The 21616-nt window shown below is 71.5% G+C and carries 20 protein-coding genes and 1 riboswitch; of the genes, 18 read left to right on the top strand and 2 right to left on the bottom strand.

Annotated elements, in window-relative coordinates; genetic code table 11:
• Positions 1–38: 38 nt before the first annotated feature.
• Genes ACFFJD_RS07540 through ACFFJD_RS07530 form a run of 3 tightly spaced genes read left to right on the top strand, consistent with a single transcriptional unit; the run spans position 39 to position 2186 of the window.
• On the top strand, positions 39–566 hold the full coding sequence (locus tag ACFFJD_RS07540) for an Rv0361 family membrane protein (protein ID WP_382362707.1): 528 nt from the start codon (positions 39–41) through the stop codon (positions 564–566).
• Positions 563–976 (top strand): rhodanese-like domain-containing protein, encoded by a 414-nt coding sequence (locus tag ACFFJD_RS07535; RefSeq protein ID WP_382362705.1) that lies wholly within the window; start codon positions 563–565, stop codon positions 974–976. Before ACFFJD_RS07540 ends, ACFFJD_RS07535 begins: the two co-directional genes overlap by 4 nt.
• A 13-nt stretch (positions 977–989) precedes the next feature.
• Complete coding sequence (locus ACFFJD_RS07530; RefSeq protein ID WP_382362703.1) at positions 990–2186, top strand: O-succinylhomoserine sulfhydrylase; 1197 nt, start codon at positions 990–992, stop codon at positions 2184–2186.
• A 37-nt stretch (positions 2187–2223) separates the two neighbouring features.
• Here the strand turns inward: ACFFJD_RS07530 and ACFFJD_RS07525 are convergent, their stop codons facing one another.
• A complete protein-coding gene (locus ACFFJD_RS07525; RefSeq protein WP_382362701.1) occupies positions 2224–3297 on the bottom strand; it encodes an isochorismate synthase in 1074 nt (357 codons plus the stop codon).
• Positions 3298–3490: 193 nt separating this feature from the next.
• Positions 3491–3604, top strand: a riboswitch (SAM riboswitch).
• Between the two features lie 17 nt (positions 3605–3621).
• Between ACFFJD_RS07525 and ACFFJD_RS07520 the strand changes: the two genes are divergently transcribed.
• Positions 3622–4884 carry an aminotransferase class V-fold PLP-dependent enzyme gene (locus tag ACFFJD_RS07520; protein WP_382362699.1) on the top strand — a complete coding sequence of 421 codons (1263 nt, stop codon included), beginning with the start codon at positions 3622–3624 and terminating at the stop codon, positions 4882–4884.
• 122 nt (positions 4885–5006) lie between these two features.
• On the opposite strand, the gene ACFFJD_RS07515 is transcribed toward ACFFJD_RS07520, so the two are convergent.
• On the bottom strand, positions 5007–5486 hold the full coding sequence (locus tag ACFFJD_RS07515) for an inorganic diphosphatase (RefSeq protein WP_382362697.1): 480 nt from the start codon (positions 5484–5486) through the stop codon (positions 5007–5009).
• A gap of 169 nt (positions 5487–5655) precedes the next feature.
• Here ACFFJD_RS07515 and dacB point away from each other — a divergent pair, with 169 nt between their 5' ends.
• The 14 genes from dacB to ACFFJD_RS07445 all read left to right on the top strand — a co-directional run bounded on the left by dacB (position 5656) and on the right by ACFFJD_RS07445 (position 21568).
• The gene (dacB, locus tag ACFFJD_RS07510) at positions 5656–6996 is read left to right on the top strand and encodes a D-alanyl-D-alanine carboxypeptidase/D-alanyl-D-alanine endopeptidase (RefSeq protein ID WP_382362979.1); all 1341 of its coding nucleotides are present in this window, start codon (positions 5656–5658) and stop codon (positions 6994–6996) included.
• A gap of 46 nt (positions 6997–7042) precedes the next feature.
• Positions 7043–8158, top strand: coding sequence for an Rv3626c family coenzyme F420 biosynthesis-associated protein (locus ACFFJD_RS07505; RefSeq protein WP_382362977.1), 1116 nt, complete (start codon positions 7043–7045; stop codon positions 8156–8158).
• A complete protein-coding gene (gene tilS, locus ACFFJD_RS07500) occupies positions 8137–9117 on the top strand; it encodes a tRNA lysidine(34) synthetase TilS (RefSeq protein ID WP_382362695.1) in 981 nt (326 codons plus the stop codon). The genes ACFFJD_RS07505 and tilS overlap by 22 nt, the downstream gene beginning before the upstream one ends.
• Before the next feature lie 50 nt (positions 9118–9167).
• Complete coding sequence (gene hpt / locus ACFFJD_RS07495) at positions 9168–9728, top strand: hypoxanthine phosphoribosyltransferase (RefSeq protein ID WP_382362693.1); 561 nt, start codon at positions 9168–9170, stop codon at positions 9726–9728.
• A gap of 167 nt (positions 9729–9895) precedes the next feature.
• A complete protein-coding gene (gene ftsH / locus ACFFJD_RS07490; RefSeq protein ID WP_382362691.1) occupies positions 9896–12274 on the top strand; it encodes an ATP-dependent zinc metalloprotease FtsH in 2379 nt (792 codons plus the stop codon).
• Positions 12275–12348: 74 nt separating this feature from the next.
• A complete protein-coding gene (folE, locus tag ACFFJD_RS07485; RefSeq protein ID WP_382362689.1) occupies positions 12349–12951 on the top strand; it encodes a GTP cyclohydrolase I FolE in 603 nt (200 codons plus the stop codon).
• Positions 12951–13871, top strand: a complete 921-nt coding sequence (gene folP, locus ACFFJD_RS07480) for a dihydropteroate synthase (protein WP_446685293.1) — start codon at positions 12951–12953, stop codon at positions 13869–13871. Before folE ends, folP begins: the two co-directional genes overlap by 1 nt.
• On the top strand, positions 13864–14250 hold the full coding sequence (gene folB, locus ACFFJD_RS07475; protein ID WP_382362687.1) for a dihydroneopterin aldolase: 387 nt from the start codon (positions 13864–13866) through the stop codon (positions 14248–14250). Before folP ends, folB begins: the two co-directional genes overlap by 8 nt.
• Positions 14247–14756 (top strand): 2-amino-4-hydroxy-6-hydroxymethyldihydropteridine diphosphokinase, encoded by a 510-nt coding sequence (gene folK, locus ACFFJD_RS07470; protein ID WP_382362685.1) that lies wholly within the window; start codon positions 14247–14249, stop codon positions 14754–14756. The genes folB and folK overlap by 4 nt, the downstream gene beginning before the upstream one ends.
• Complete coding sequence (locus ACFFJD_RS07465; protein ID WP_382362683.1) at positions 14753–15295, top strand: DUF3180 domain-containing protein; 543 nt, start codon at positions 14753–14755, stop codon at positions 15293–15295. Before folK ends, ACFFJD_RS07465 begins: the two co-directional genes overlap by 4 nt.
• A gap of 110 nt (positions 15296–15405) precedes the next feature.
• Complete coding sequence (locus tag ACFFJD_RS07460; protein WP_382362682.1) at positions 15406–16635, top strand: DUF6779 domain-containing protein; 1230 nt, start codon at positions 15406–15408, stop codon at positions 16633–16635.
• Positions 16636–16846: 211 nt separating this feature from the next.
• Positions 16847–17521: an MspA family porin gene (locus tag ACFFJD_RS07455; RefSeq protein WP_382362680.1), complete on the top strand. Its 675-nt coding sequence runs from the start codon at positions 16847–16849 to the stop codon at positions 17519–17521.
• Positions 17522–17622: 101 nt separating this feature from the next.
• Positions 17623–17748 (top strand): hypothetical protein, encoded by a 126-nt coding sequence (locus ACFFJD_RS07450; RefSeq protein ID WP_382362678.1) that lies wholly within the window; start codon positions 17623–17625, stop codon positions 17746–17748.
• A 76-nt stretch (positions 17749–17824) separates the two neighbouring features.
• Entirely contained in the window at positions 17825–21568 is a 3744-nt protein-coding gene (locus ACFFJD_RS07445) for an nSTAND1 domain-containing NTPase (RefSeq protein WP_382362676.1), read from the top strand.
• Positions 21569–21616 lie beyond the last annotated feature (48 nt).

Raw genomic sequence — 21616 nt, 5'->3', positions numbered from 1 at the left:
GCAGGTCGTCGGGTGTGGACGCTCGATAGAATCGGTCCATGAGTGACCAGAGCCCCGGCGGCGCCGACCATCCGAATCCGAAGTACACCCCGGACGGCTATCCGGAGTCGATGGCCGCGGAGTTCGGCGACGACGACCCCGGCCGCAGTCGGTGGCCCTTCCTGGTCGCACTGGGATTCGTGGTCCTGCTGGTGGCCGTGGTCGCCGGGGTGGCCCTGATCGATCCGCCCGCCGAGCGGCTCAGCGATTCGACCAAGGTGCAGCACGCGGTCAACGATGCGTTCACCGCGCGCAACTCCCTCAACTACGGCCAGTACCGCGAGGCGCACTGCGCGGCCGACCTGGAGGCCGCGGACTTCCCGACGGCCACCGAGTTCGCCGACGAGAACCGCAAGGCCCGCGATGCGCAGGGGCCGATCGTGATTCCGGACATGGCGGTGCAGATCCAGGGCGACGTGGCCACGGTGGCCGTCAACTGGCACCGGGAGAAGACCTCCAACGAGAAGCAGACGACCGACCTGACGGTGATCCGGCAGGGCGACGAATGGAAGGTGTGCGACGCATGAGCTACGCCGGTGATGTGACCCCGCAGGAGGCCTGGGCGCGCTTGGAGAGCAACCCGCGGGCGGTGCTGGTGGACTGCCGGACGCAGGCGGAGTGGTCCTTCGTCGGTGTGCCGGACCTGACCGTGCTCGGCAAGCAGGCCGTGCTCATCGAGTGGATCGGCTTCCCCGGCGGGGCGCCGAACACTCGGTTCGTGGAGCAGCTGCGGGAGGCCGGCGTGGCCGACGATGCCGAGCTGCTGCTGCTGTGCCGCTCCGGGGCGCGCTCGATCGGCGCGGCCGAGGCCGCCACCGCGGCCGGAATCGGGCAGGCGTACAACATTCTTGACGGATTCGAAGGAGCCCTGGACGAGGAGGGGCACCGCGGATCCACGGGCTGGCGCGCGAGCGGCCTGCCGTGGCGTCAACAGTAGAAGGGGAGCATCGATGAGTGACCTGCCCGAATGGGTATCGCCGGAGACCATCGCGGTCCGCGGGGGGACGATGCGGTCGGGGTTCTTCGAGACCTCCGAGGCTCTCTTCCTCAACAGCGGCTACGTGTACGACTCGGCGGCCGCCGCCGAACGCGCCTTCACCGGGGAGGACAAGCGCTTCGTCTACTCCCGGTACGGCAACCCGACGGTGGAGATGTTCACCGAGCGGCTCCGCCAGATCGAAGGCACCGAAGCGGCCTTCGCCACCGCCAGCGGGATGGCCGCGGTCTTCGTGGCGCTCGGCGCACTGCTGAAGAAGGGCAGCCGGCTGGTGGCCGCACGCAGCCTGTTCGGCTCGTGCTTCGTGGTGTGCAGCGAGATCCTGCCGGCCTGGGGCGTGGAGACCGTGTTCGTCGACGGCGAAGACCTGGAGCAGTGGGAGCGGGCGCTGTCGGTGCCCACCGACGCCGTGTTCTTCGAGACCCCGTCGAACCCGATGCAGACGCTGGTGGACGTGCGGAAGGTGGCCGAGCTGGCGCACGCCGCCGGCGCCCAGGTGGTCCTCGACAACGTCTTCGCCACCCCGCTGCTGCAGCGCGGCCCGGAGATGGGGGCCGACGTGATCGTCTACTCGGGCACCAAGCACATCGACGGGCAGGGCCGCGTGATGGGCGGCGCGGTGCTCGGCACCAGCGAGTTCATCAACGGGCCGGTGCGCGACCTGATGCGGCACACCGGACCGGCGCTGAGCCCGTTCAACGCCTGGGTGATGCTCAAGGGCCTGGAGACGATGAAGCTGCGCCTGGACCAGTCGGTGGCGAGCGCCTTGCGGATCGCCGAGTTCCTCGACGCCGATCCGCGCGTGGCCACCGCCCTGTACCCGTTCCTGCCCTCGCACCCGCAGTACGAACTGGCGCGCGCGCAGATGTCCGGCGGCGGCACGGTGATCACCTTCGCGCTGGCGCAGCAGCCGGGCAGCACCGCCAAGGAACGCGCCTTCGAGGTGCTCGACGGCCTGCGGGTGATCGACATCTCCAACAACCTCGGCGATGCGAAGAGCCTGATCACCCACCCGGCCACCACCACGCACCGCGCGATGGGTCCCGACGGTCGCGCGGCCATCGGGCTCACGGATGCGATGGTGCGGCTGTCGGTCGGTTTGGAGAACGTCGACGACCTGATTCGGGACCTCGACCAGGCCCTCGGCTGAGGGACGCTCGACCGAGGGACGCTCGGCCGGGGAGGGGTCAGCCCGCGGCGTCGAGGCCGAGCGCGCGACGGACCGTGCGGAACTTGGCCGTGGTCTCGGCCACCTCGGCCTCCGGGTCGGAACCGGTGACGATACCGCCGCCCGCCCAGGTGCGGATGCCGCGCCGATCGGCCGCCAGTTCCAGGCAGCGGATCGACACCAGCCATTCGCCGTCGCCGCGATCGTCGCACCAGCCCACGGTGCCGCCGTAGAACTCGCGGGTCCCCTCCAACTCGGCGATCAGGGCGGTCGCCGCGGCGCGCGGCGTGCCACCGACGGCCGGGGTCGGCGAGAGCCGGGCGGCCAGGTCCAACGCGGTGACCGAGTCGTCGTGCAGGACACCGCGGATCGGCGTGGCCAGATGCCACATCTCGCCGGTGGACATCAGCGACGGGGCGGTGGGCGCACTGAGTTCCGCGCAGAGCGGGGCGAGGCGTTCGCGCAGGTCGTCGACCACGAAGGCGTGCTCGCGCAGATCCTTGTCCGAGGTGCTCAGCGAGGCCGCGGCCGCCGCATCGAGCTCGGGGTCGGCGGACCGGGCCGCGGAGCCGGCGTACGGGTGACAGGTGACCACGCGGCCCTGCTTGCGGACCAACAGCTCCGGGCTGGCGCCGATCAGCCAGCGGTCATCGGGACCCTGCGCGGCGAAGACCGCCGCATCGCGGGCGCCCGCGGCGAAACCTCCGGCGATCGAGAGCGGGTCGAGGGGTGCGTCGAAGCCGACCTCCATCGTCCGGGCCAGCACCACCTTGGCGGCGCGGCCGGCCTCGATGGCGGCGAGGGCCGCGGCCACGCGGTCGCGGTGCTCGGCGGGCGGGGTGATCCACACGTGCGACGGTCGGATCGCGGCCGGAGTGCGGGCCGTGATCGGTCCCGCGTCGGTGGTCCACCGGTCGGGAGTCAGCAGGGCGGCCGGGCCGGCGGTGTCGAAGGCCAGCAGACCGGCGACCACGGGTGCGCCGTCGCGCAGGGCCGCGCGGGCCGCGTCGACCGAGTCGTAGCGAGCCCGCACACCGGTCCCGCGCACCGCGCCCGCCGGTCGGGACAGCAGAAAACTCTCGGCATCGGTCACTCCACCCAGATTACCGACGCGTTGCGTCGACCCCGTCGCGCCGTCGGTTTCGGGTGCACCCGTCGCTCTGGAACGACGGGGCGAACCGACAGCGACGGGACGAACCGAAACCGATGGGTGCGGGCGGAGGGTTTAGTTCGCGGTGCGTTTAATGGTGGCCCCCCGCCGGGCCGACAGGGCACAGTGGTCGGCGGGTCACGAGTATCAGCGTCAAGCCCGGGCTGGCTGATCGGCAACCCTCCACCGTGGTGGGGTGCTCCCGGTGACGACCCGGCTGTCGGCCGACCGGTCGCGGCAAGCGCGGATTCGCTGAGGAGTTTTGTCATGACCGCTGTGCTGGATACCCCCGTGCTCGACACCGCCGAGTCGGTCGACACCGCCGCCATCACCGCGCTCGCCGCGGTGGTCGGCGCCGAGCAGACCGTGCCGACCGCCGGGGGTGCGCAGGTGCGATATGCCAATTTCGACTACGCGGCCAGCGCCCCCGCCCTGACCGATGTGGCCGCGGCCTTCACCGAGGCGCTCGGCCAGTACGCGAGCGTGCACCGCGGCGCCGGGCACCTGTCCCAGGTCACCACCGCCCGCTACGAGCAGGCCCGGGAGACCGTGCGACGCTTCGTCGGCGGTCGCGCCGACGACACCGTCGTGTTCACCCGGAACACCACCGACGCGTTGAACCTGGCCGCGCACGCGGTGCCCGGCGACGTGGTGGTCCTCGACATCGAGCACCACGCCAACCTGCTGCCGTGGCAGCGCACCGGGCGGGCCCGCGTGGTGACCGCGCAGCCGACCTTCGCCGACACCCTCGCCGCCCTCGACGCGGAACTGTCCCGCAAGCCGGCCGCGCTGCTGGCGATCACCGCGGCCTCGAACGTCACCGGCGAGGTGCTGCCCCTCCGCACACTGACCGCGCTCGCGCACCGGCACGGCGCCCGCATCCTGATCGACGGTGCCCAGCTCGTCGCGCACCGACCGGTGTCCTTGGCCAGCTACGGCATCGACTACCTGGTCTTCTCCGGGCACAAAGTGTACGCGCCGTTCGGGGCGGGTGTGCTGATCGGACGGTCGGACTGGCTCGACGACGCCGCGCCGTACCTGGCCGGTGGCGGCGCCACCGCGCACGTGGATCTGGACGCGGGCACCGACTGGCACACCGGCGCCGCGCGCCACGAGGCGGGCAGCCCCAACGTGCTGGGCGCGGTGGCGATCGCCGCGGCCGCCGACACCATCAAGGGCCTGGGCTTCGAGCTGATCGGTTACCACGAGCGCGATCTGCTGACCCGACTCGACCGCGGGCTGGCGGCGTTGGAGGCGGTGACTCCGCTGCAGATCTTCGAGGACGTCGACGACCGCGTCGGGATCGCCGGTTTCGCGGTGCGCGGACACACCGCGCGCGAGGTGGCCGAATACCTGAGCGCCCACCACGGCATCGGGGTGCGCGACGGCAAGTTCTGCGCGCACCCGCTGCTCACCCGCCTCGGCTACCCGGAGGGCGCGGTGCGAGTCAGCTTCGGCCTGGGCACCAGCTCCGACGACATCGACCGACTGCTCGTGGCCCTGACCGAACTGACCGAGCGGGTCGGCTGAACGCTTCGGCCATCGAGGGGTTGGTCGAGTGCCGTGGAGTCGGTCCCGGCACGAGAAAGCGGCGCCCGGACCCGACCGAGGTCGGTGTCCGGGCGCCGCTTTTCGTCGCTGACGAGACGGAGTCAGCCCTGGTAGCGGGCCACGGCCTCCTGGGCCACCTTCGCAGCCTCGGCCTTGCCGACCCAACCGCCGGGCGTGACCTCCTTGCCGGGCTCGAGGTCCTTGTAGTGCTCGAAGAAGTGTGCGATGGCACCGAGCTCGAAGTCGTCGACGTCGCCGATGTCCTGGATGTGATCCCAGCGGGGATCCCCGGCGGGCACCGCGAGGAGCTTGTCATCGCCGCCGGCCTCGTCGGTCATGGTGTACATGCCCACGATGCGGGCCCGCACGATGACGCCCGGGAACACCGATTCGGTGAGCAGCACCATCGCGTCCAGCGGATCGCCGTCCTCACCGAGGGTGTGGTCGATGTAGCCGTAATCGGCGGGGTAGCCCATCGAGGTGTAGAGGTACCGGTCCAGGTACACCTTCCCCGATTCGTGGTCGACCTCGTACTTGTTACGGGTGCCCTTGGGGATTTCTACGGTGACCTCGAACTCCATACGTTCGTCTCCTCTGGTCTGCGGGGGTTTATCAGGGCTCAACGATACTGTGGGATCAACCAGGCCCACGCGGGCAGCCCGAAAGTTGTGGCGCGCGGGTAGCGATGAACCCGAAGGGATTCCTGTGGCGACGACGAGAGTCGGCCGACGTCGATGGCGTGCGTTTCTACTGACGGCGTTGAGCCTGCTGCTGATCGCTGCGCTCGCCGTCGGCGGGTTCCTCGCCTACAACTGGTACTACCTGCGGCCCGAGCCGGTGCCGGTGGGCACCCCGGCCCAACCCGCCGCGGCGACCGTGGATCCGAGCATCCTGCCGGTCGACGATTCCGCGCCCACTCCCACCGCCCGCGGCGTCGCGGCCCAGCTGCGCGCCGGACTCAAGGACAGCGACCTCGGCAAACTCACCGGCATGGTCTCCGATCCGTCGACCGGTCAGACGCTGTGGAGCCGGTCGCCGGACGAACCGCGGACCCCGGCCTCCAACGCCAAGATCCTGACCGCCGCGGCCGCCCTGCTGCAGCTGGACCACGACGCGCGGCTGCGCACGCAGGTGGTGGCCGGACCGGACGGTCAGGTGATCCTGGTGGGCGCCGTCGACCCGACGCTGTCGGTGCAGCCGGAGGGCGCCGACACCTTCTACACCGATGCGCCGCGCATCGCCGACCTGGCCGCCCAGGTGCGCCGTGCGGGCGTCCCGGTCTCCTCGGTCGCGGTGGCCCCCAGCTCGGTCACCGGCCCGGCGATGGCCTCGTCGTGGGACGACGCCGACATCGAGGGCGGCGACATCGCGCCCATCACGTCGCTGATGACCGACGGTGCCCGCCTCGATCCGCTCGACGAGTACTCGCCGCGCTCGACCACCGCGGCGCTGGACGCCGGCCGGGCCCTGGCCGCCGCCCTGGAGGTGAACAGCCCGGTCACCGAGGCGACTCCGGCGTCGACGGCGCAGGTGCTGGCCACGGTGGAGTCCGCGCCGTTGAGCGCCCGCGTGGGCGACATGATGCGGCTGAGCGACAACGTGCTGGCCGAGACCCTCGCGGTGGAGCTGTCCGTCGCGATGGGCGGGCCGCCGAGCATCGCCGGTGGCGCCGACGCGGTGGTGAAGGTGTTGCGCGACAACGGATTCGATGTGGCCGGTGTGGTCTTGCGGGATGCCTCCGGGCTGTCGGCGGCCGACAAGGTGCCCGCCCGGTTGCTCGAGCAGCTGGTGTCGGCGGCGGCCGGCGACAAGCAGCCCGAGCTGCGTCCCATGCTGGACACCTTCCCGGTGGCCGCCGGTACCGGAACCCTGACCGACCGCTTCGATCCGAAGACCAATCCGGGCGCGGGCTGGGTGCGTGCCAAGACCGGCACGCTCACCGGGGTCAGTTCGCTGACCGGCATCGTGCAGACCGTCGACGGGCGGGTGCTGACGTTCGCCTTCATGTCCGGCGGCACCTCGCCGGCGGACGCACGACCGGCCCTGGATGCGCTGGCCGGTGCCCTCCGAGAGTGCGGCTGCGGTGGCTGACTCGCGGGCCCACCCGACCACTGGATCCGGACGGAACCCAACGATGATGAGTGCTGACGTGACAGCTACGCAGAGCGAGACCCCGACCGAAGCGTCGGCGGACGTGCCGGAGCACGAGCCGGTCGCGGCGCCCAACATCGACTGGGGGCTGGCGGCCTCGCTGGGTCGGAAGGTGGCCCGCCCCGGTCCGCGGGTCACGCGGTACACGATGGACCAGGCGCACGCCGAGCTCGCCGACGCATCGGTGCGGGCCGAGGCCCCGGTCCGGGAACTGACCGGCCTGGCCGACGGTCTGCAGATCCCCACCGCGCGGATCCTCGATCGCGCCGGGTGGATCGACGCGGCCGCACGGTCGATGCCGTCCATGTTCGGCGACGAACCGGCCGAGGACGAGGACTCCGGACTGGTGCACAGCGCGCTCGGCAAGGTCGGCGGCGTGCAGGCGGCGGGTCTGCTCGCCGTCCTCTCCGGCGCCATCCTGGGCCAGTACGATCCGTTCTCCCTCGACGAGGAGACCGGGGAGCCGGGCGTCCTGATGCTGGTGGCGCCCAACATCATCGCCGTGGAGCGGCAGCTGCGGGTGGTTCCGTCGGACTTCCGCCTGTGGGTGTGCCTGCACGAGGTGACCCACCGCGTGCAGTTCTCGGCCAACCCGTGGCTGGCGGGCTACATGCGCGAGAACGTGCGGATCCTCACCGAGGACGCGGGCGAGTCCACCGTCGACCTGGTGGGTCGAGTCAGCGCCGCGGTGCGCAGCGGTCGCTCCCGGGAGAAGGGCATGCTGGGCGTCATGCAGCTGCTGCAGGCCCCGGAGCAGCGCGAGGCCTTCGACCGGGTGATGGTGCTCGGCACCCTCCTGGAAGGCCACGCCGACCATGTGATGGATGCGGTCGGTCCGGCGCAGGTACCGACGGTCGCCGACATTCGGGCCGCCTTCGACGCGCGACGCCGGCGGCCGCAGAACCCGCTCCAGCGGATCGTCCGGGCGCTGATCGGCATGGACGCCAAGCTCGCCCAGTACATCCGCGGTAAGGCCTTCGTCGACGCGGTGGTGGCCGAGGTCGGCATGGCGGCCTTCAACACGGTGTGGACCTCGCCGGAGACCCTGCCGAAGACCGACGAGATCGACGAGCCGAGTGCATGGATCGCGCGGGTGCTCTGACCGGGCGTTCGCGTGCCCAGCAGGAACTGATCGGGGCGGTACGCGGCTTCGCGCGCGAGCACCTCGACGACGAACAGGTCTGCGTCGCGGTCTCCGGAGGTGCGGACTCGCTTGCCTTGGCGGCGGCCGCGGTGCGGGCCGGACTGCGGGTCACCGGGCTGGTGGTCGACCACCAGTTGCAGGACGGATCGGCGGCGACGGCCGCGTGGGCGGCCCGCACCGTCGTCGGCTTCGGTGCCCAGGCGCGGGTGCTGACGGTGCGCCCGGATGGGCCCGGGGGGCCCGAAGCGGCGGCGCGGCGTGCTCGCTATGACGCGCTGGAGCAGGCGCGGGACCGGCAGCCGGTGCTGCTCGGGCACACCCTCGACGACCAGGCCGAGACCGTGCTGTTGGGCCTGGGGCGGGGATCAGGGGCGCGATCGTTGTCCGCGATGACCGCCTGGGCGGCCCCCTGGGGTCGGCCCCTGCTCCGGGTGCGACGCGAGACGACCCGGCGGGCCTGCGCGGCGTGGGGACTGGAGCCCTGGGCGGATCCGCACAACGACGACCCTCGCTACACCCGGGTCCGGGTACGTCACGACCTGCTGCCGCGTTTCGAGGAGGCGCTGGGCGGCGGAGTGGCGCAGGCGTTGGCGCGGACCGCCGATCAGTTGCGCGACGACGACGCCGCGCTGACCGAGTGGGCCGCGCGGGTCTACCCGGACGCGGTCGCCGAGGACCGGAGTGCGGCCGTCGAGGTCCTCGCCGACCTGCCGGTGGCCGTCGGCACCCGGGTGCTCCGACGGTGGCTCACCGAGGTGGGCGCCACCGAGCCCGCCTCGGCGGTGACGAGGCAGGTCTGGGCCCTGGTGGTCGACTGGTCCGGGCAGGGACCGGTGGCCGTCGGCGGCGATGCGGCACGTCGTCTGGTGGTGACCCGCCGCGACGCGCGGCTGCGCGTGGAGCCACAGCCGCGGTGAACGCGGGGGACCGGTCACCCGCGCCGCCCGCCTGTGGGAAACTAGCGGACGTGGCGAACGGGTACCCGAAAGACGACATCGAGACGATCCTGATCACTGAAGATCAGATCGCCCAGCGGACGGCCGAGATGGCGACGGCGATCGCCGAGCGCTACCAGGATGCACCCGACGACCTGTTGCTCGTCGGGGTGCTCAAGGGTGCGGTGATGTTCATGACCGATCTGGCGCGCGCCCTGCCGGTGCCGAACCAGATGGAGTTCATGGCGGTCAGCAGCTACGGCTCGTCGACCTCGTCGTCGGGCGTGGTGCGCATTCTGAAAGACCTCGACCGCGACATCGCCGGCCGCGACGTGCTGATCGTCGAGGACATCATCGACTCGGGCCTCACGCTGTCGTGGCTGATGAAGAACCTCGCCACCCGTTCCCCGCGGTCGCTGGAAGTGGTGACCCTGCTGCGCAAGCCCAAGGCCGTGCAACTGCCGGTGCAGGTCTCCGACGTGGGCTTCGACATCGAGAACGAGTTCGTCGTCGGCTACGGCCTCGATTACGCCGAGCGATACCGCGATCTGCCGTTCATCGGGCGCCTGGATCCGTCGGTCTATTCGGCCTGATCGGCCCGCATCTCCCGGCCGTCGCCGAACGCCGCTTACGCCCTGCGGGAACAGAATGCCGGTCGCGGGGCGTTGAAAGGTAGCCTCGTAAAGCGAGACTGACGGGAAGGACAAGGGTCGGCGCACGCCCTCCGCGGGTGCGGTGCGCGCAGGCTCGTGCGAAAAGTATGAACCGAAAGAAGCTCTACCGGAACCTGGCCATCGTGGCCGTGATCATCTTTGCCCTGTGGGGCATCTCCGTGCTCACCGCCGACGACAACGAGTACACCGGTGTCGACACCTCGGTCGCGATGTCGCAGCTGAACATCAAGAACACCGAGTTCATTCAGATCGACGACAAAGAGCAGCGTCTTCGGATCACCCTGAAGGACCCGATCAAGGTGGACGACAAGGACGTCACCAAGATCGAGGCGCAGTACCCGTCGGGTGTCTCCGCGCGTGTCTTCCAGACGGCCACCACCACCGGTGCGCCCTATCAGACCCACATCACCAAGGACTCCGGCTTCTGGCAGTCCCTGCTGATCTTCGTGCTGCCGATGGTGATCCTGTTCGGCCTGTTCTTCTTCGTGATGAGCCGCATGCAGGGCGGCGGCCGCGGCGGCGTGATGGGCTTCGGCAAGTCCAAGGCCAAGCAGCTGACCAAGGACATGCCCAAGACCACCTTCGCCGATGTGGCCGGTGCCGACGAGGCGGTCGAGGAACTCGACGAGATCCGTGACTTCCTGCAGAACCCGGCCCGCTACCAGGCGCTGGGCGCCAAGATCCCCAAGGGCGTGCTGCTCTACGGGCCGCCCGGCACCGGTAAGACGCTGCTGGCGCGGGCGGTGGCCGGCGAGGCCGGCGTGCCCTTCTACACCATCTCCGGCTCGGACTTCGTCGAGATGTTCGTCGGCGTCGGCGCCTCGCGCGTGCGCGATCTGTTCGAACAGGCCAAGGAGAACAGCCCCTGCATCATCTTCGTCGACGAGATCGACGCCGTCGGTCGCCAGCGCGGTGCCGGCCTGGGCGGCGGACACGACGAACGCGAGCAGACGCTGAATCAGCTGCTGGTGGAGATGGACGGCTTCGGTGAACGCTCGGGCGTCATCGTGATGGCGGCCACCAACCGCCCCGACATCCTCGACCCCGCGCTGCTGCGTCCGGGACGCTTCGACCGGCAGATCCCGGTGGGCAACGCCGACATCGCCGGTCGCCGCGCCATTCTGGGCGTGCACGCCAAGGGCAAGCCGATCGCGCCCGACGCCGACCTGGACGGTCTCGCGAAGCGGACCCCGGGCATGTCCGGCGCCGACCTGGCCAACGTGATCAACGAGGCCGCGCTGCTGACCGCGCGTGAGCACAAGACGGTGATCACCAACGAGCTCCTCGAAGAGGCCGTCGACCGCGTGGTGGGCGGTCCGCGCCGCAAGAGCCGCGTGATCAGCGAGCATGAGAAGAAGGTGGTGGCCTACCACGAGTCCGGCCACACCCTGGCCGCCTGGGCGATGCCCGATCTGGACCCGATCTACAAGGTCACCATCCTGGCCCGCGGACGCACCGGCGGTCATGCGCTGGCCGTGCCCGAGCAGGACAAGGACGTGATGACCCGCTCGGAGATGATCGCGCGCCTGGTCATGGCGATGGGCGGTCGTGCGGCCGAGGAGCTGGTGTTCCACGAGCCGACCACCGGCGCCAGCTCGGACATCGATCAGGCCACCAAGATCGCCCGCGCGATGGTGACCGAATACGGCATGAGCGCCCGACTCGGCGCCGTCCGCTACGGCCACGACCAGGGTGATCCCTTCCTGGGGCGCGGTGGCATGGGCGGCGGCACCCCCGAGTACTCCTCGGGCGTCGCGGCCGAGATCGACGAGGAGGTGCGTCGACTCATCGAGGCCTCGCACACCGAGGCCTGGGCCATCCTGGACCAGTACCGCGACAAGCTCGACGAGTTGGCCGGCGCGCTCCTGGAGAAGGAGACCCTGGTCCGCAAGGATCTCGAGAAGATCCTCGAGGGCGTCGAGAAGCGGCCGCGGATGACCGAGTTCAGCGAGTTCGGCAAGCGCACCCCCAGCACCAAGCCGCCCATCAAGACCCCGGGTGAGCTGGCCATCGAGCGCGGCGAGCCGTGGCCCCCGGAGCCCGAACCGGCCCCGGTGCCGCAGCAGCCGATTCCGCCGCAGTACGGTCACCCGGCGCCGAACCCGGGAACCGGCGCACAGCCGCAGTACCCGGACCTGAGCGGCCGTGTGCCCGGGCAGTACCCGGGCGCCAACGGTCAGCCGCAACCCCACGCGCCGCAGCCCCCGTACGGTCAGCCCCAATACGGTCAGCCCCAATACGGTCAGCCGCAGTATGGGCAGCCCCAGTACGGTCAGCCCGCGCCCGGCCAGCCGGGCTACGGTCAGCCGGGTCAGCCCGGCTACGGTCAGCCGGGGACGGCGCCCAACGGACAGCCCACCGGACAGCCGGGGCAGGGCTCGGGCGGCACACGACCGGACTACGGCGCCCCCCGTGACTGGCAGGCGCCCGGATGGCCGCCTGCGGACGATCCGCGCAACAACTAGATGCTCGCCCGCCCGGGTGCAACGACTCGGGCGGGAACATACTCGGGGCTGGACAGGAAGGAACCACGGTCTTCATGAGCGACGATGAGGTGCTCGTCACCGCGGACGGCCGCAAGTTCGATCAGGCGCGGGCCGAGGCCGCCGTGCGGGAACTGCTGATCGCCGTCGGCGAGGATCCCGACCGCGAGGGTCTGCTGCGCACCCCGGAGCGGGTGGCGCGCGCGTACCGGGAGATGTTCGGCGGCCTCTACACTGATCCGAGCGAGGTGCTGGCGACCGTCTTCGACGAGGACCATCGCGAGCTGGTGCTGGTCAAGGACATTCCGATGTACTCGACCTGCGAACACCACCTGGTCGCGTTCCACGGCGTCGCCCATGTCGGCTACATCCCGGGAGCCACCGGTCAGGTGACCGGCCTGAGCAAGATCGCCCGCCTGGTGGATCTGTACGCTCGGCGGCCCCAGGTGCAGGAACGTCTGACCAGCCAGATCGCCGATGCGCTGGTGGCCCGCCTGAATCCGCGCGGCGCGATCGTGGTGATCGAGGCCGAGCATCTGTGCATGGGCATGCGGGGAATCCGCAAGCCGGGCGCGAGCACCACCACCTCGGCGGTGCGCGGCATCTTCCAGACCAGCGCGGTCTCGCGCGGTGAAGCACTCGACCTGATCACACGCTGATGACCGCCCGCGGGGCAGCGGAGCCGACGCGGACCCTCGTGATGGGGGTCCTCAATGTCACCGCGGATTCCTTCTCCGACGGCGGGCGTTACCTCGATCCCGGGACGGCGATCGAGCACGGCCTGGCGCTCGCCGCCGCCGGTGCCGACATCGTCGACGTCGGCGGGGAGTCGACGCGGCCGGGCGCGCACCGAGTGGATCCGGCGGTGGAGTCCGCACGGGTGGCGCCGGTCATCGAGGCGCTGGTGGCCCGCGGGGTCACGGTGTCGGTGGACACCATGCGCGCGGCGGTGGCCGCGGCCGCGATCGAAGCCGGCGCGAGCCTGGTCAACGACGTCTCCGGGGGACGCGCCGACCCCGCCATGGGCACGGTCATCGCCGAATCGGGACTGCCGTGGGTGCTGATGCACTGGCGTCCGCTGGATCCGGCGGCCGAGGGTGACCGGCACTTCTCCCACCGCAGCGCGGACGCCGGCGGCTACCGCGATGTGGTGGCCGAGGTCTCCGGGGAACTGCTCGGCCGGGTCGACGCGGCGGTCGCGGCCGGGGTGGACCCGGACCAACTGATCCTGGATCCGGGGCTGGGCTTTGCCAAGACCGCCGAACACAACTGGGCGCTGCTGCACGCCCTGCCCACACTCGTCGGCCTGGGTTTCCCGGTGCTCATCGGTGCCTCCCGGAAACGCTTCCTCGGCAGTCTGCTCGGCCACGACGGCGTGGACCGGTCGCCCGCCGGGCGCGACGGTGCGACCTCCGCGATCTCGGCGCTGTCGGCAGCGGGCGGGGCCTGGGGTGTGCGCGTGCACGACGTAGCCGGCAGCCGCGATGCCGTCGCGGTGGCCGCGGCCTGGCGTGAAGGTGGTGTCCGGTCGCCCCGCACGGGGTCGGCCGCGGTGACGAAAGGACTGGCTCATGGCTGATCGGATCGAACTGCGCGGTCTTCGGGTGCGCGGCCATCACGGCGTCTTCGACCATGAACGCCGCGACGGCCAGGACTTCCTGATCGACATCACGCTGTGGCTGGATCTGCGTCCGGCGGCGGTGAGCGACGACCTCGCCGACACCGTGGACTACGGCGCCCTGGCCCAGTTGGCCCACGACATCGTCGCCGGTACGCCCCGGAACCTGATCGAGACGGTCGGCGCGCAGATCGCCGACGAGGTGATGGCCGACGAACGCATCTCCGCGTGCGAGGTGACCGTGCACAAGCCGTCGGCGCCGATTCCGCTCGCCTTCGACGATGTGGCGGTGGTGACGCGCCGGTCGTACAAGTCGACCCCGGGGCGGGCCGCCCGGTGACCACGCGCGTCGTGCTCTCCGCCGGAGCCAACATGGACCGGCCGCACGCCCGGCTGGCCTCGGTGGTGCAGGCGCTGGGGGATCGCCTCGTCGCGGCCTCGCAGGTCTACACCACCGCGCCGTGGGGCGGGGTGAGCCAGGACGACTTCCTCAATCAGACGCTCATCGCCGAGGGGGACCTGACCCCCGAGGAGTGGCTGGCCCTGTGCCAGGAGTGCGAGCGCGCCGCGGACCGCACCCGCGAGGTGCGCTGGGGACCGCGCACCCTCGACGTGGACGTGATCTCCGTCGAGACCGACGGGGCCGCGGTGCTCTCCGACGACGCGGAGCTGACGCTGCCGCACCCGCGGGCCGCCGTCCGGGCCTTCGTCCTGGTGCCGTGGCTGGAGGTGGAGCCGCGAGCCCGACTGTGGACGCCGACCGGTGAGCGGACGGTGGCCGAGCTGGTCGCCGCGCTGCCCGCCGCCGAGCGGGACGGGGTGCGAGTGGCGGAGGCCACGCGATGACCGCTCCGGAAGGACCCACCCCGCGGCCCTCGTCGTCCGGGGACGACGAGAACAAGCTCGGTCCCACGCGGCTGCGGGATCTGCTGGCCATCGCGGTGGTCACCGGGCTGCTGCTGTGGGTGGTGGCCCGCTACTACTACGGACTGCTGCCGTCGCTGCCGTGGCTCGCGGGCAGCACGCTGTACCTGCTGGCCGCCCTGGAGGTGGTGATCGGTTTCCTGGTGCGGGCGCGCGTCGCCTCCGGAAAGGTGGGACCCGGCAAGGGGCAGGTGCATCCGATCAACGTGGCCCGCTCGGTGGCGCTGGCCAAGGCGTCGTCGATTCTCGGGGCGATCGCCCTGGGCGGCTGGGTCGGCCTGCTGATCTTCCTGCTCACACGCCTGCACATCGACGTGGCGGTGGCCGACGTACCCGCCACCATCGTCGGTGCGGTCGGCGGGCTGGTGTTGGCGGCCGCGGCTTTGTGGCTGGAACACTGCTGCCGGGCGCCCGACGATCCCACCCCGGATGCGGCCGAGGCCCCGCCCCACCCGGTCTGACCGGATCCTCCGCGCCGCGGCGCATCGCCGATCGGGTCGAGCGTGGTCGGCCGCGACTCTCCGCAGGCCGCTGCCCGGCGTCAGCACGACGGCCAGGTAAGTTGGCCAGCATGGCCAGCACAGACAGCGCAGATCGGGCTACCCGTCGTTCGCCGCGGCGGGGAGCTTCGCCGTCGGACGCCGGATCGGGAGGTGGCGCCCGCACGCCGGGCACCGACGCGGCGGCGAAGTCGACGATCTCGCCCGCACAGTGGCTGATCGGATTGTTCATCGTCCTGGCGCTCGTGTCGAGCCTGCTGATGGTGCTCGGCAAGGACATCTCGGTGGCCGGTTCGCTGGCCGTGATCGCGGCGCTGTGGGCCGCCGTGATCGGCGCGGTGCTGGTGACCAAGTACCGCAGGCAGGCCGATGTGGCCGAGGCCCGCAATCGGGATCTGCGGCTGGTGTACGAACTGCAGCTGGAGCGCGAGATCGCGGCCCGCCGCCAGTACGAGGCCGAGGTGGAGACCGCGGTCCGTCAGGAAGTGGCCGAGGAAACGAACGAGGAGTTCGAGGCCCTCAAGACCCAGGTCCTGGCGTTGCGTGCCAGCCTGGAGAAGCTGCTGGGCAATCCGCTGCCGGAGGTGCCCCTGGCGCTGCGCCCGGAACGTCGTCGGGAACTGGGCGCGGGACTGGTCGGCGCCGATTACGCCGACCTGGGCGATCTGACCGACGACCGGGTGGCGGCGAACCTCGACTTCGAGTCGACGGCGCCCCCGGCCGAGCCGGGACGGCACGCCCCCGCGCCGGTCGAATACCGTGACGAAGCGCCCTCGGCGGTGGAGATGACCGAGATCATTCCGGTGGTGACCGATGAGGCCCCGGCCGCCGATTACACGGCGTCGGAGTTCGAGTACACGTCCTCCGAGTACACCGCCCTGGAATACACCGAGACGGGTTACCCCGAGCAGGGTTACGCCGAGCAGGGCTATGCACAGCCCGGCTACGCCGACTCCGGTTACGCCGAGCCGCAGGGTTACGCCGAGCAGCCCGGTTATGAGCAGCAGGGCTACGAGCAGTCGGGTTACGGGGGCCAGGGTTACGCCGAGCCCGGCTACGGCGAGGCCTACCCGCAGGCGCCGCAGACCGGTCGCCAGTACGCCGAGGCGTACGACGCGGCCAGCTACGAGCCGCCGGTGTCGCCGGTCCCGCCCGTGCCCGAGGTGCCCCCGATGCCGGCGCGGAGTCGCCGCGGCAGCGACGACGACGGTGCGCATTCGTCGGGTCAGCCCGCCTCCGAGCTTCTCGATCGGCTCCGGCAGGGCAGCAGCGGTTCCGGCGGCGGCCGACGCCGACGCTGAGCAGTCCACACCGCGAATCCACGCCGACGAGCGTCACCTGTTTTCCCAGGTGGCGCTCGTTTCGTTTTCCGGACCGGAATCGAATTAACCGGCCGTGACCTGCAGTGACAGTGAAGTCGGAGGTGCGGATGCGGCGGGTGGTTCCCTAGCGTGCTTCCCGTGGCACCAGCAGGTGTCGAACGCACGGAAATGCCTTATCGAGGAGCACACAGTGAAGCACCGTCTCACCGTTCTGGCCGCCATCATCGGCGTCCTCTCGCTGGCCGGCCTGACGGCCGGGCCGGCGGCCGCGGCCACCCATCAGACTCGCGAGGGCTTGGTGATCGAGTTGAGTGCCGCGCAGCAATCGGTCCGCAAGATCGCGCCGCTGGACTCCTCGCTCACGTCCGGCGAGGCGTTGCTGAGCTCCGCCGTGCGTGCGGGGATCGAGGGCATCGGTGACAAGAAGGTCAAGGCCACCCTGGAGCTGGGTTATCAGGTGGGGTACCCAGTACAGGTGGCGCCGAACGGCGTGAAGGTCACCGCGCACACCCCGGAGCTGAAGCTTTCGGGCGGGCTCAACGCGAAGGTGGCGCCGGACGTGTCGATCAGCGGCAGCGGCGGTGGTGCTGCGCTGGGCGACATCGGCGCCGAGCTGGGTGCCGAGGCGACCGTGATTCCGTCGGCCGACCTGGAATTCGAGGTGGGCGCCGGAAAGATCACCACCGTCACGCTGGCCGAGATCGCCATGACCAAGCCGGTCGCCGACATCGTGCTGTCGGGCGTGAACCTGAACGTGACCAATGCGCTGGGGCCGATCTCGGTGCGTCCGTTCGCCAAGATCTCGGTCACCTCGGAGACGGGCGTGTATGTGTACTACGCCTACGGCAAGACCACCCGGATCTGAGTCCGCTCGCCGCGAGGCGAGTGAACCGGGAAATTCCCCGGTGGGTGCCCCGCGGTCGGGGCGGGGCACCCACCGGGGATCTTTCGGCCCCGAGGAGAATCGTGAACCTGTTCATCTCGGCGGGCAATATCGTGCTGATCCTGCTCGTCACTCTTTCCGCGCTGCTAACGCTGCGTCCGGCGGCGGTCAAGGTGCTTGACTGTCTGCGCCGCCGCCTGCATAGCTGACACACGCGCCCACTAGTCTGAGGTTAGGCGAGCGGACCTGTCGGGGGTCGAGCTCTGGGTGCGGCAGGAATGAGCGATGACGTTTTCCGCGGAGCTGCGGAGGCTGTGGACGGCCGCGGGGGACCCCACCCTCAAGAACGTCGCCGAGGCCGTCTCGGTCCGGGGCCGCTCGACCGGTGTCCCCGTCAGCCGCAGTCTCGTCGCACGCCTGAGTGACTGGCGTGCCGGTCGCCACCTGCCGCGCGAATTCGAAGGCGTTCTGCTGCTGACGATCGCCGAACTGCTCACCCGCGCCCAGGAGCGCGACGGGCTCGACGGGGTCACCGTACGGATGGCCCAGTGGAAGGAACTCTGGCGCCGGGAACGCCTCGCCGTGACCGATCCGGGACGAAGCCCGTATCCGGGGCTGGCCTCGTACGGGCCCGATGCGGCCGATCGCTTCTTCGGGCGCGACGCGGAGATCGCGGCCATCCTCGGCCTGATCGACGACGCCCTGATCGAGGGCGGTCTGGTCGCCCTGGTCGGGGTGTCCGGCTCCGGCAAGTCCTCGCTGCTGGCCGCGGGGGTGCGCCCGGCGCTGACCGCGCGCGGCCTGAACGTGGTCGCGATGACCCCGGGACCGCAGCCGGAGGCCGCGCTGGAGACCGCGTTGGCCTCGGCGGCCGACGCCGAGGCGGGGCCGCTGGTGGTGCTCGTCGATCAGGCCGAAGAACTCTTCACCCTGGCCGAGGAGAAGCAGCGCGGCGATGTCCTGGACCGGCTCACCGACGCGGCCGGCGGCGACCCGGACCGGCCCGTGGTCGTGGTGGTGGGAATGCGCGCGGACTTCGTCGCCGAATGGGTGCAGTACCCGCGGCTGCTGGCCGCGATGAACAAGCGCACCTACCTGCTCGGCCCGATGGGGCGCGACCAACTGACCGAGGTCATCACCCGCCCGTCGGCGACCGTCGGCGTGAAGCTCGACCCGGGCCTGGCCGAGCGGATCCTGGTGGAGTTCTGCGGTCCGAACCTGGAGGACTACGACGCGGGCGGGCTTCCGCTACTCAATCACGCGCTGGCGACCCTGTGGGGTCATCGCACCGGCAATCGGTTGACCATTCGGGCGTACGAGCAGTCGGGTGGGGTCTTCGGAGCGCTCGGCGACACCGCCGAACAGATGTGGTCCGGGCTCGCCCCCGACGTGCAGGCCGCGGCCAAGCAGTTGCTGCTGCGGTTGGTCCACCTGGACGAGACCGGCCGTAACACGCGCCGCATCCGTGCCCGGGACGATCTGCTCACCGGCGACGACGCGCGGCCGGCGCGAGAGGCGGCGCTGGAGGAACTGCTGTCGGCGCGGTTGATCGTCGTCGACGGCGACGACCGGGTGAGCTTCACGCACGAGATCGTGATGCGGTCCTGGCCGCGGCTGCGCACCTGGATCGACGAGAACCGGGGCGACCTGCTGGCCCGGCAGCAACTGGAGGCCGCGGCCGACGCGTGGACCGACTCCGGGCGCGACCGCAGCCTGCTGCTGCGCGGCGCGGCCTTGGACCGCGCGCGCCAGGCGGCCGCCACCGGCGAGGTGTCCGCGGCCGCCGACGCCTTCGTCGCCGCCGCGGCGCACACCGAACAACGACATCTGCGCCTGCGCCGGTCGGCGGTCCTCGCCCTCGTCGTGGCGACGGTGCTCGGGTTGACGCTGAGCGTCGTGGCCTACCGGGCGCGCAGCGAGGCCGTCGCGCAGCGCACCACCGCCGAGCTCGGCAGGCTCAACGCGGAAGCCGATCGGCTGCGCGACTCGGATCCGACGATGTCGGCGCGCCTGACGCAACTGGCCCGCGACCAGGCGCCGTCGGCCACCAGCGACTCCCGGCTGGTGGCGACCGGCAACCTGCCGCTGGCCATGCCCATCCACACCGGCGGCGGCGCCGTCTACACCGTGGACGTCAGCCCGGACGGGCGGTGGGTGGCGGGCACCGGCTCCGACGGCGCCGCGCGGATCTGGCGGATCGACGACCCCGCCGCCGACCCGGTGGTGCTCGCCGGGCACGACGGTTTCGTCACCTCGGTCGCGTGGGCGCCGGACGGCTCGGCCCTGGCCACCACCTCCGACGACAGCACGGTCCGGATCTGGACCGCCGGCGCGGAGGGCGCCCGGGGCACCGACGCGCCGACGGTGCTGCGCGGGCACGAGGGCCGTGTGGTCTACGCGGCGTGGGCGCCGGACGGTCGGCGTCTGGTGACCGCGGGCATGGACGGCTCGGTGCGGGTGTGGGACACCGTGACCGGCGCGCAGCTCGCCGACCTGGCGGGCCACACCGGGGACGTGCGCACCGTCGCGTGGAGCCCGAACGGGGCCCTGATCGCCTCCGGCGGCGCCGATCGCACCGCCCGCCTGTGGGACGGCGCCACCTATGCGCCGCGCGGAACGATGGCGGGCCATCGGGACACCGTCCACGCGCTGGACTTCGCCGGCGACTCCTCGATGCTCGCGACGGGCTCGGACGATTCCACGGTCCGGCTCTGGCGCGTCACCGACGCGGCCGCGCCGGTGGCGCTGGGCAGTCCCGTCACCGCGCACACTGGGCCGGTGTGGTCGGTCCGGTTCAGCCCGGACGGTCGGCGGCTGGTGTCGGCCTCGGTGGACGGCTCGGCGCGGCTGTGGAGCGTGGCGCAGCCGGAGGTGCCGGTGCAGCTGGGGCCCACCCTCGACGGTGCGGGCAACTCGGTGTACTCGGCCACCTTCACCGCCGACGGTCGGCGCGTGGTGACCTCCGGCGCCGACGGGACGATCCGGATCTGGACGCTGCCGACCACCGTCCTGGCCGGGCACGTCGGCCGGGTGATCGCCCCGGCGATCGCCGGTGACCGCATGCTGACCGGAGGATCCGACGGGGCACTGCTGCTGTGGTCGGTGCGGGACCCGGCCGCCCCCGCCCTGCTGTCGGCCACCACCGCCACCGGGCGGGCCAAGATCGATCAGGTGGCGCTGGCGCCGGACAGTCGGCTGGCCGCCGCCGCCACCCAGGCGCGCGCCGTGCAGATCTGGCCGGTGAACCCGGAGGGACGCTTCGGTGCGCCCACGACTCTGACCGTCGACACCCTTGACCAGCAGCGGGTGTCCTTCGCGCCGGTCACGGTGGGCGCCGACGGCGAGCGGTTGCTGCTGACCGGTGACCGCGACGACTCGTTCGCCCTGTGGCGGGTGGCGCCGGACGGGTCCGCGACGCGGGCCGGTGGCCGGCTCGTGCACGGGTCGGCCGGCACCTGGGCCACCGCGGCGGCGTGGAGCCCGGACGGTCGGCGCCTGGTCACCGCCGGGGTCGACGGGGACCTCAACTTGTGGGACGTGGCCGATCCGGATCATCCCCGCAAACTGGGGGAGAGCCACGCCGAGCCGGCGGGCGGCATCAACGCGCTCGCCTGGTCGGGCGACACCGTCGCCTCCGGCGGCGGGGCAGGCATGCTGCGACTCTGGCGGGTTGGGGCAGACGGCCTGTCGTTGCTGGCCAGCCGCCATCAGGCGCGGGGCGGCACCATTCGCACCGTGGACTTCGCCGACGGTGGACAGCGGCTGGTCACCGCGGGCGACGGCCAGACGCTGGTGGTGTGGGACACCGTCGACCCGGCCGACCCGCGACAGTGGGGCGAACCGCTCGGCGCGGCGGGCGCCGGTCGCTGGTACGCCCGCGTGTTCGCGGCCGGGGACGCGGTCGCGGTGGGCGGCGATCGCGGAGAGCTCTCGGTGGTCGTGCTGGATCCGTCCTACGCCGACACCCGTATCGACGAGGCGTCGCCGCCGCTGACCGAGCAGGAGAAGGATCGCTTCGGGATCCGGTGAAGCCGGTCACACTGACCTGGCGTCGTACCGGTGACGGGCCTATCGTGG

The sequence above is a fragment of the Gordonia phosphorivorans genome (genome assembly GCF_042432625.1).
In the GTDB taxonomy this organism is placed as follows: domain Bacteria; phylum Actinomycetota; class Actinomycetes; order Mycobacteriales; family Mycobacteriaceae; genus Gordonia; species Gordonia phosphorivorans.
Note: the sequence above shows the minus strand (reverse complement) of the source record. Positions and strands in the feature narration are given on the sequence as shown.

Coding starts and splice junctions, on each gene's coding strand:
- ACFFJD_RS07460 (WP_382362682.1), top strand. CDS start 15,406: ATGGCCAGCACAGACAGCGCAGATCGGGCTACCCGTCGTTCGCCGCGG.
- ACFFJD_RS07535 (WP_382362705.1), top strand. CDS start 563: ATGAGCTACGCCGGTGATGTGACCCCGCAGGAGGCCTGGGCGCGCTTG.
- ACFFJD_RS07530 (WP_382362703.1), top strand. CDS start 990: ATGAGTGACCTGCCCGAATGGGTATCGCCGGAGACCATCGCGGTCCGC.
- tilS (WP_382362695.1), top strand. CDS start 8,137: ATGGATCGCGCGGGTGCTCTGACCGGGCGTTCGCGTGCCCAGCAGGAA.
- folP (WP_446685293.1), top strand. CDS start 12,951: ATGACCGCCCGCGGGGCAGCGGAGCCGACGCGGACCCTCGTGATGGGG.
- ACFFJD_RS07445 (WP_382362676.1), top strand. CDS start 17,825: ATGACGTTTTCCGCGGAGCTGCGGAGGCTGTGGACGGCCGCGGGGGAC.
- ACFFJD_RS07465 (WP_382362683.1), top strand. CDS start 14,753: ATGACCGCTCCGGAAGGACCCACCCCGCGGCCCTCGTCGTCCGGGGAC.
- ftsH (WP_382362691.1), top strand. CDS start 9,896: ATGAACCGAAAGAAGCTCTACCGGAACCTGGCCATCGTGGCCGTGATC.
- ACFFJD_RS07520 (WP_382362699.1), top strand. CDS start 3,622: ATGACCGCTGTGCTGGATACCCCCGTGCTCGACACCGCCGAGTCGGTC.
- folE (WP_382362689.1), top strand. CDS start 12,349: ATGAGCGACGATGAGGTGCTCGTCACCGCGGACGGCCGCAAGTTCGAT.
- ACFFJD_RS07505 (WP_382362977.1), top strand. CDS start 7,043: ATGAGTGCTGACGTGACAGCTACGCAGAGCGAGACCCCGACCGAAGCG.
- ACFFJD_RS07515 (WP_382362697.1), bottom strand. CDS start 5,486: ATGGAGTTCGAGGTCACCGTAGAAATCCCCAAGGGCACCCGTAACAAG.
- folB (WP_382362687.1), top strand. CDS start 13,864: ATGGCTGATCGGATCGAACTGCGCGGTCTTCGGGTGCGCGGCCATCAC.
- ACFFJD_RS07540 (WP_382362707.1), top strand. CDS start 39: ATGAGTGACCAGAGCCCCGGCGGCGCCGACCATCCGAATCCGAAGTAC.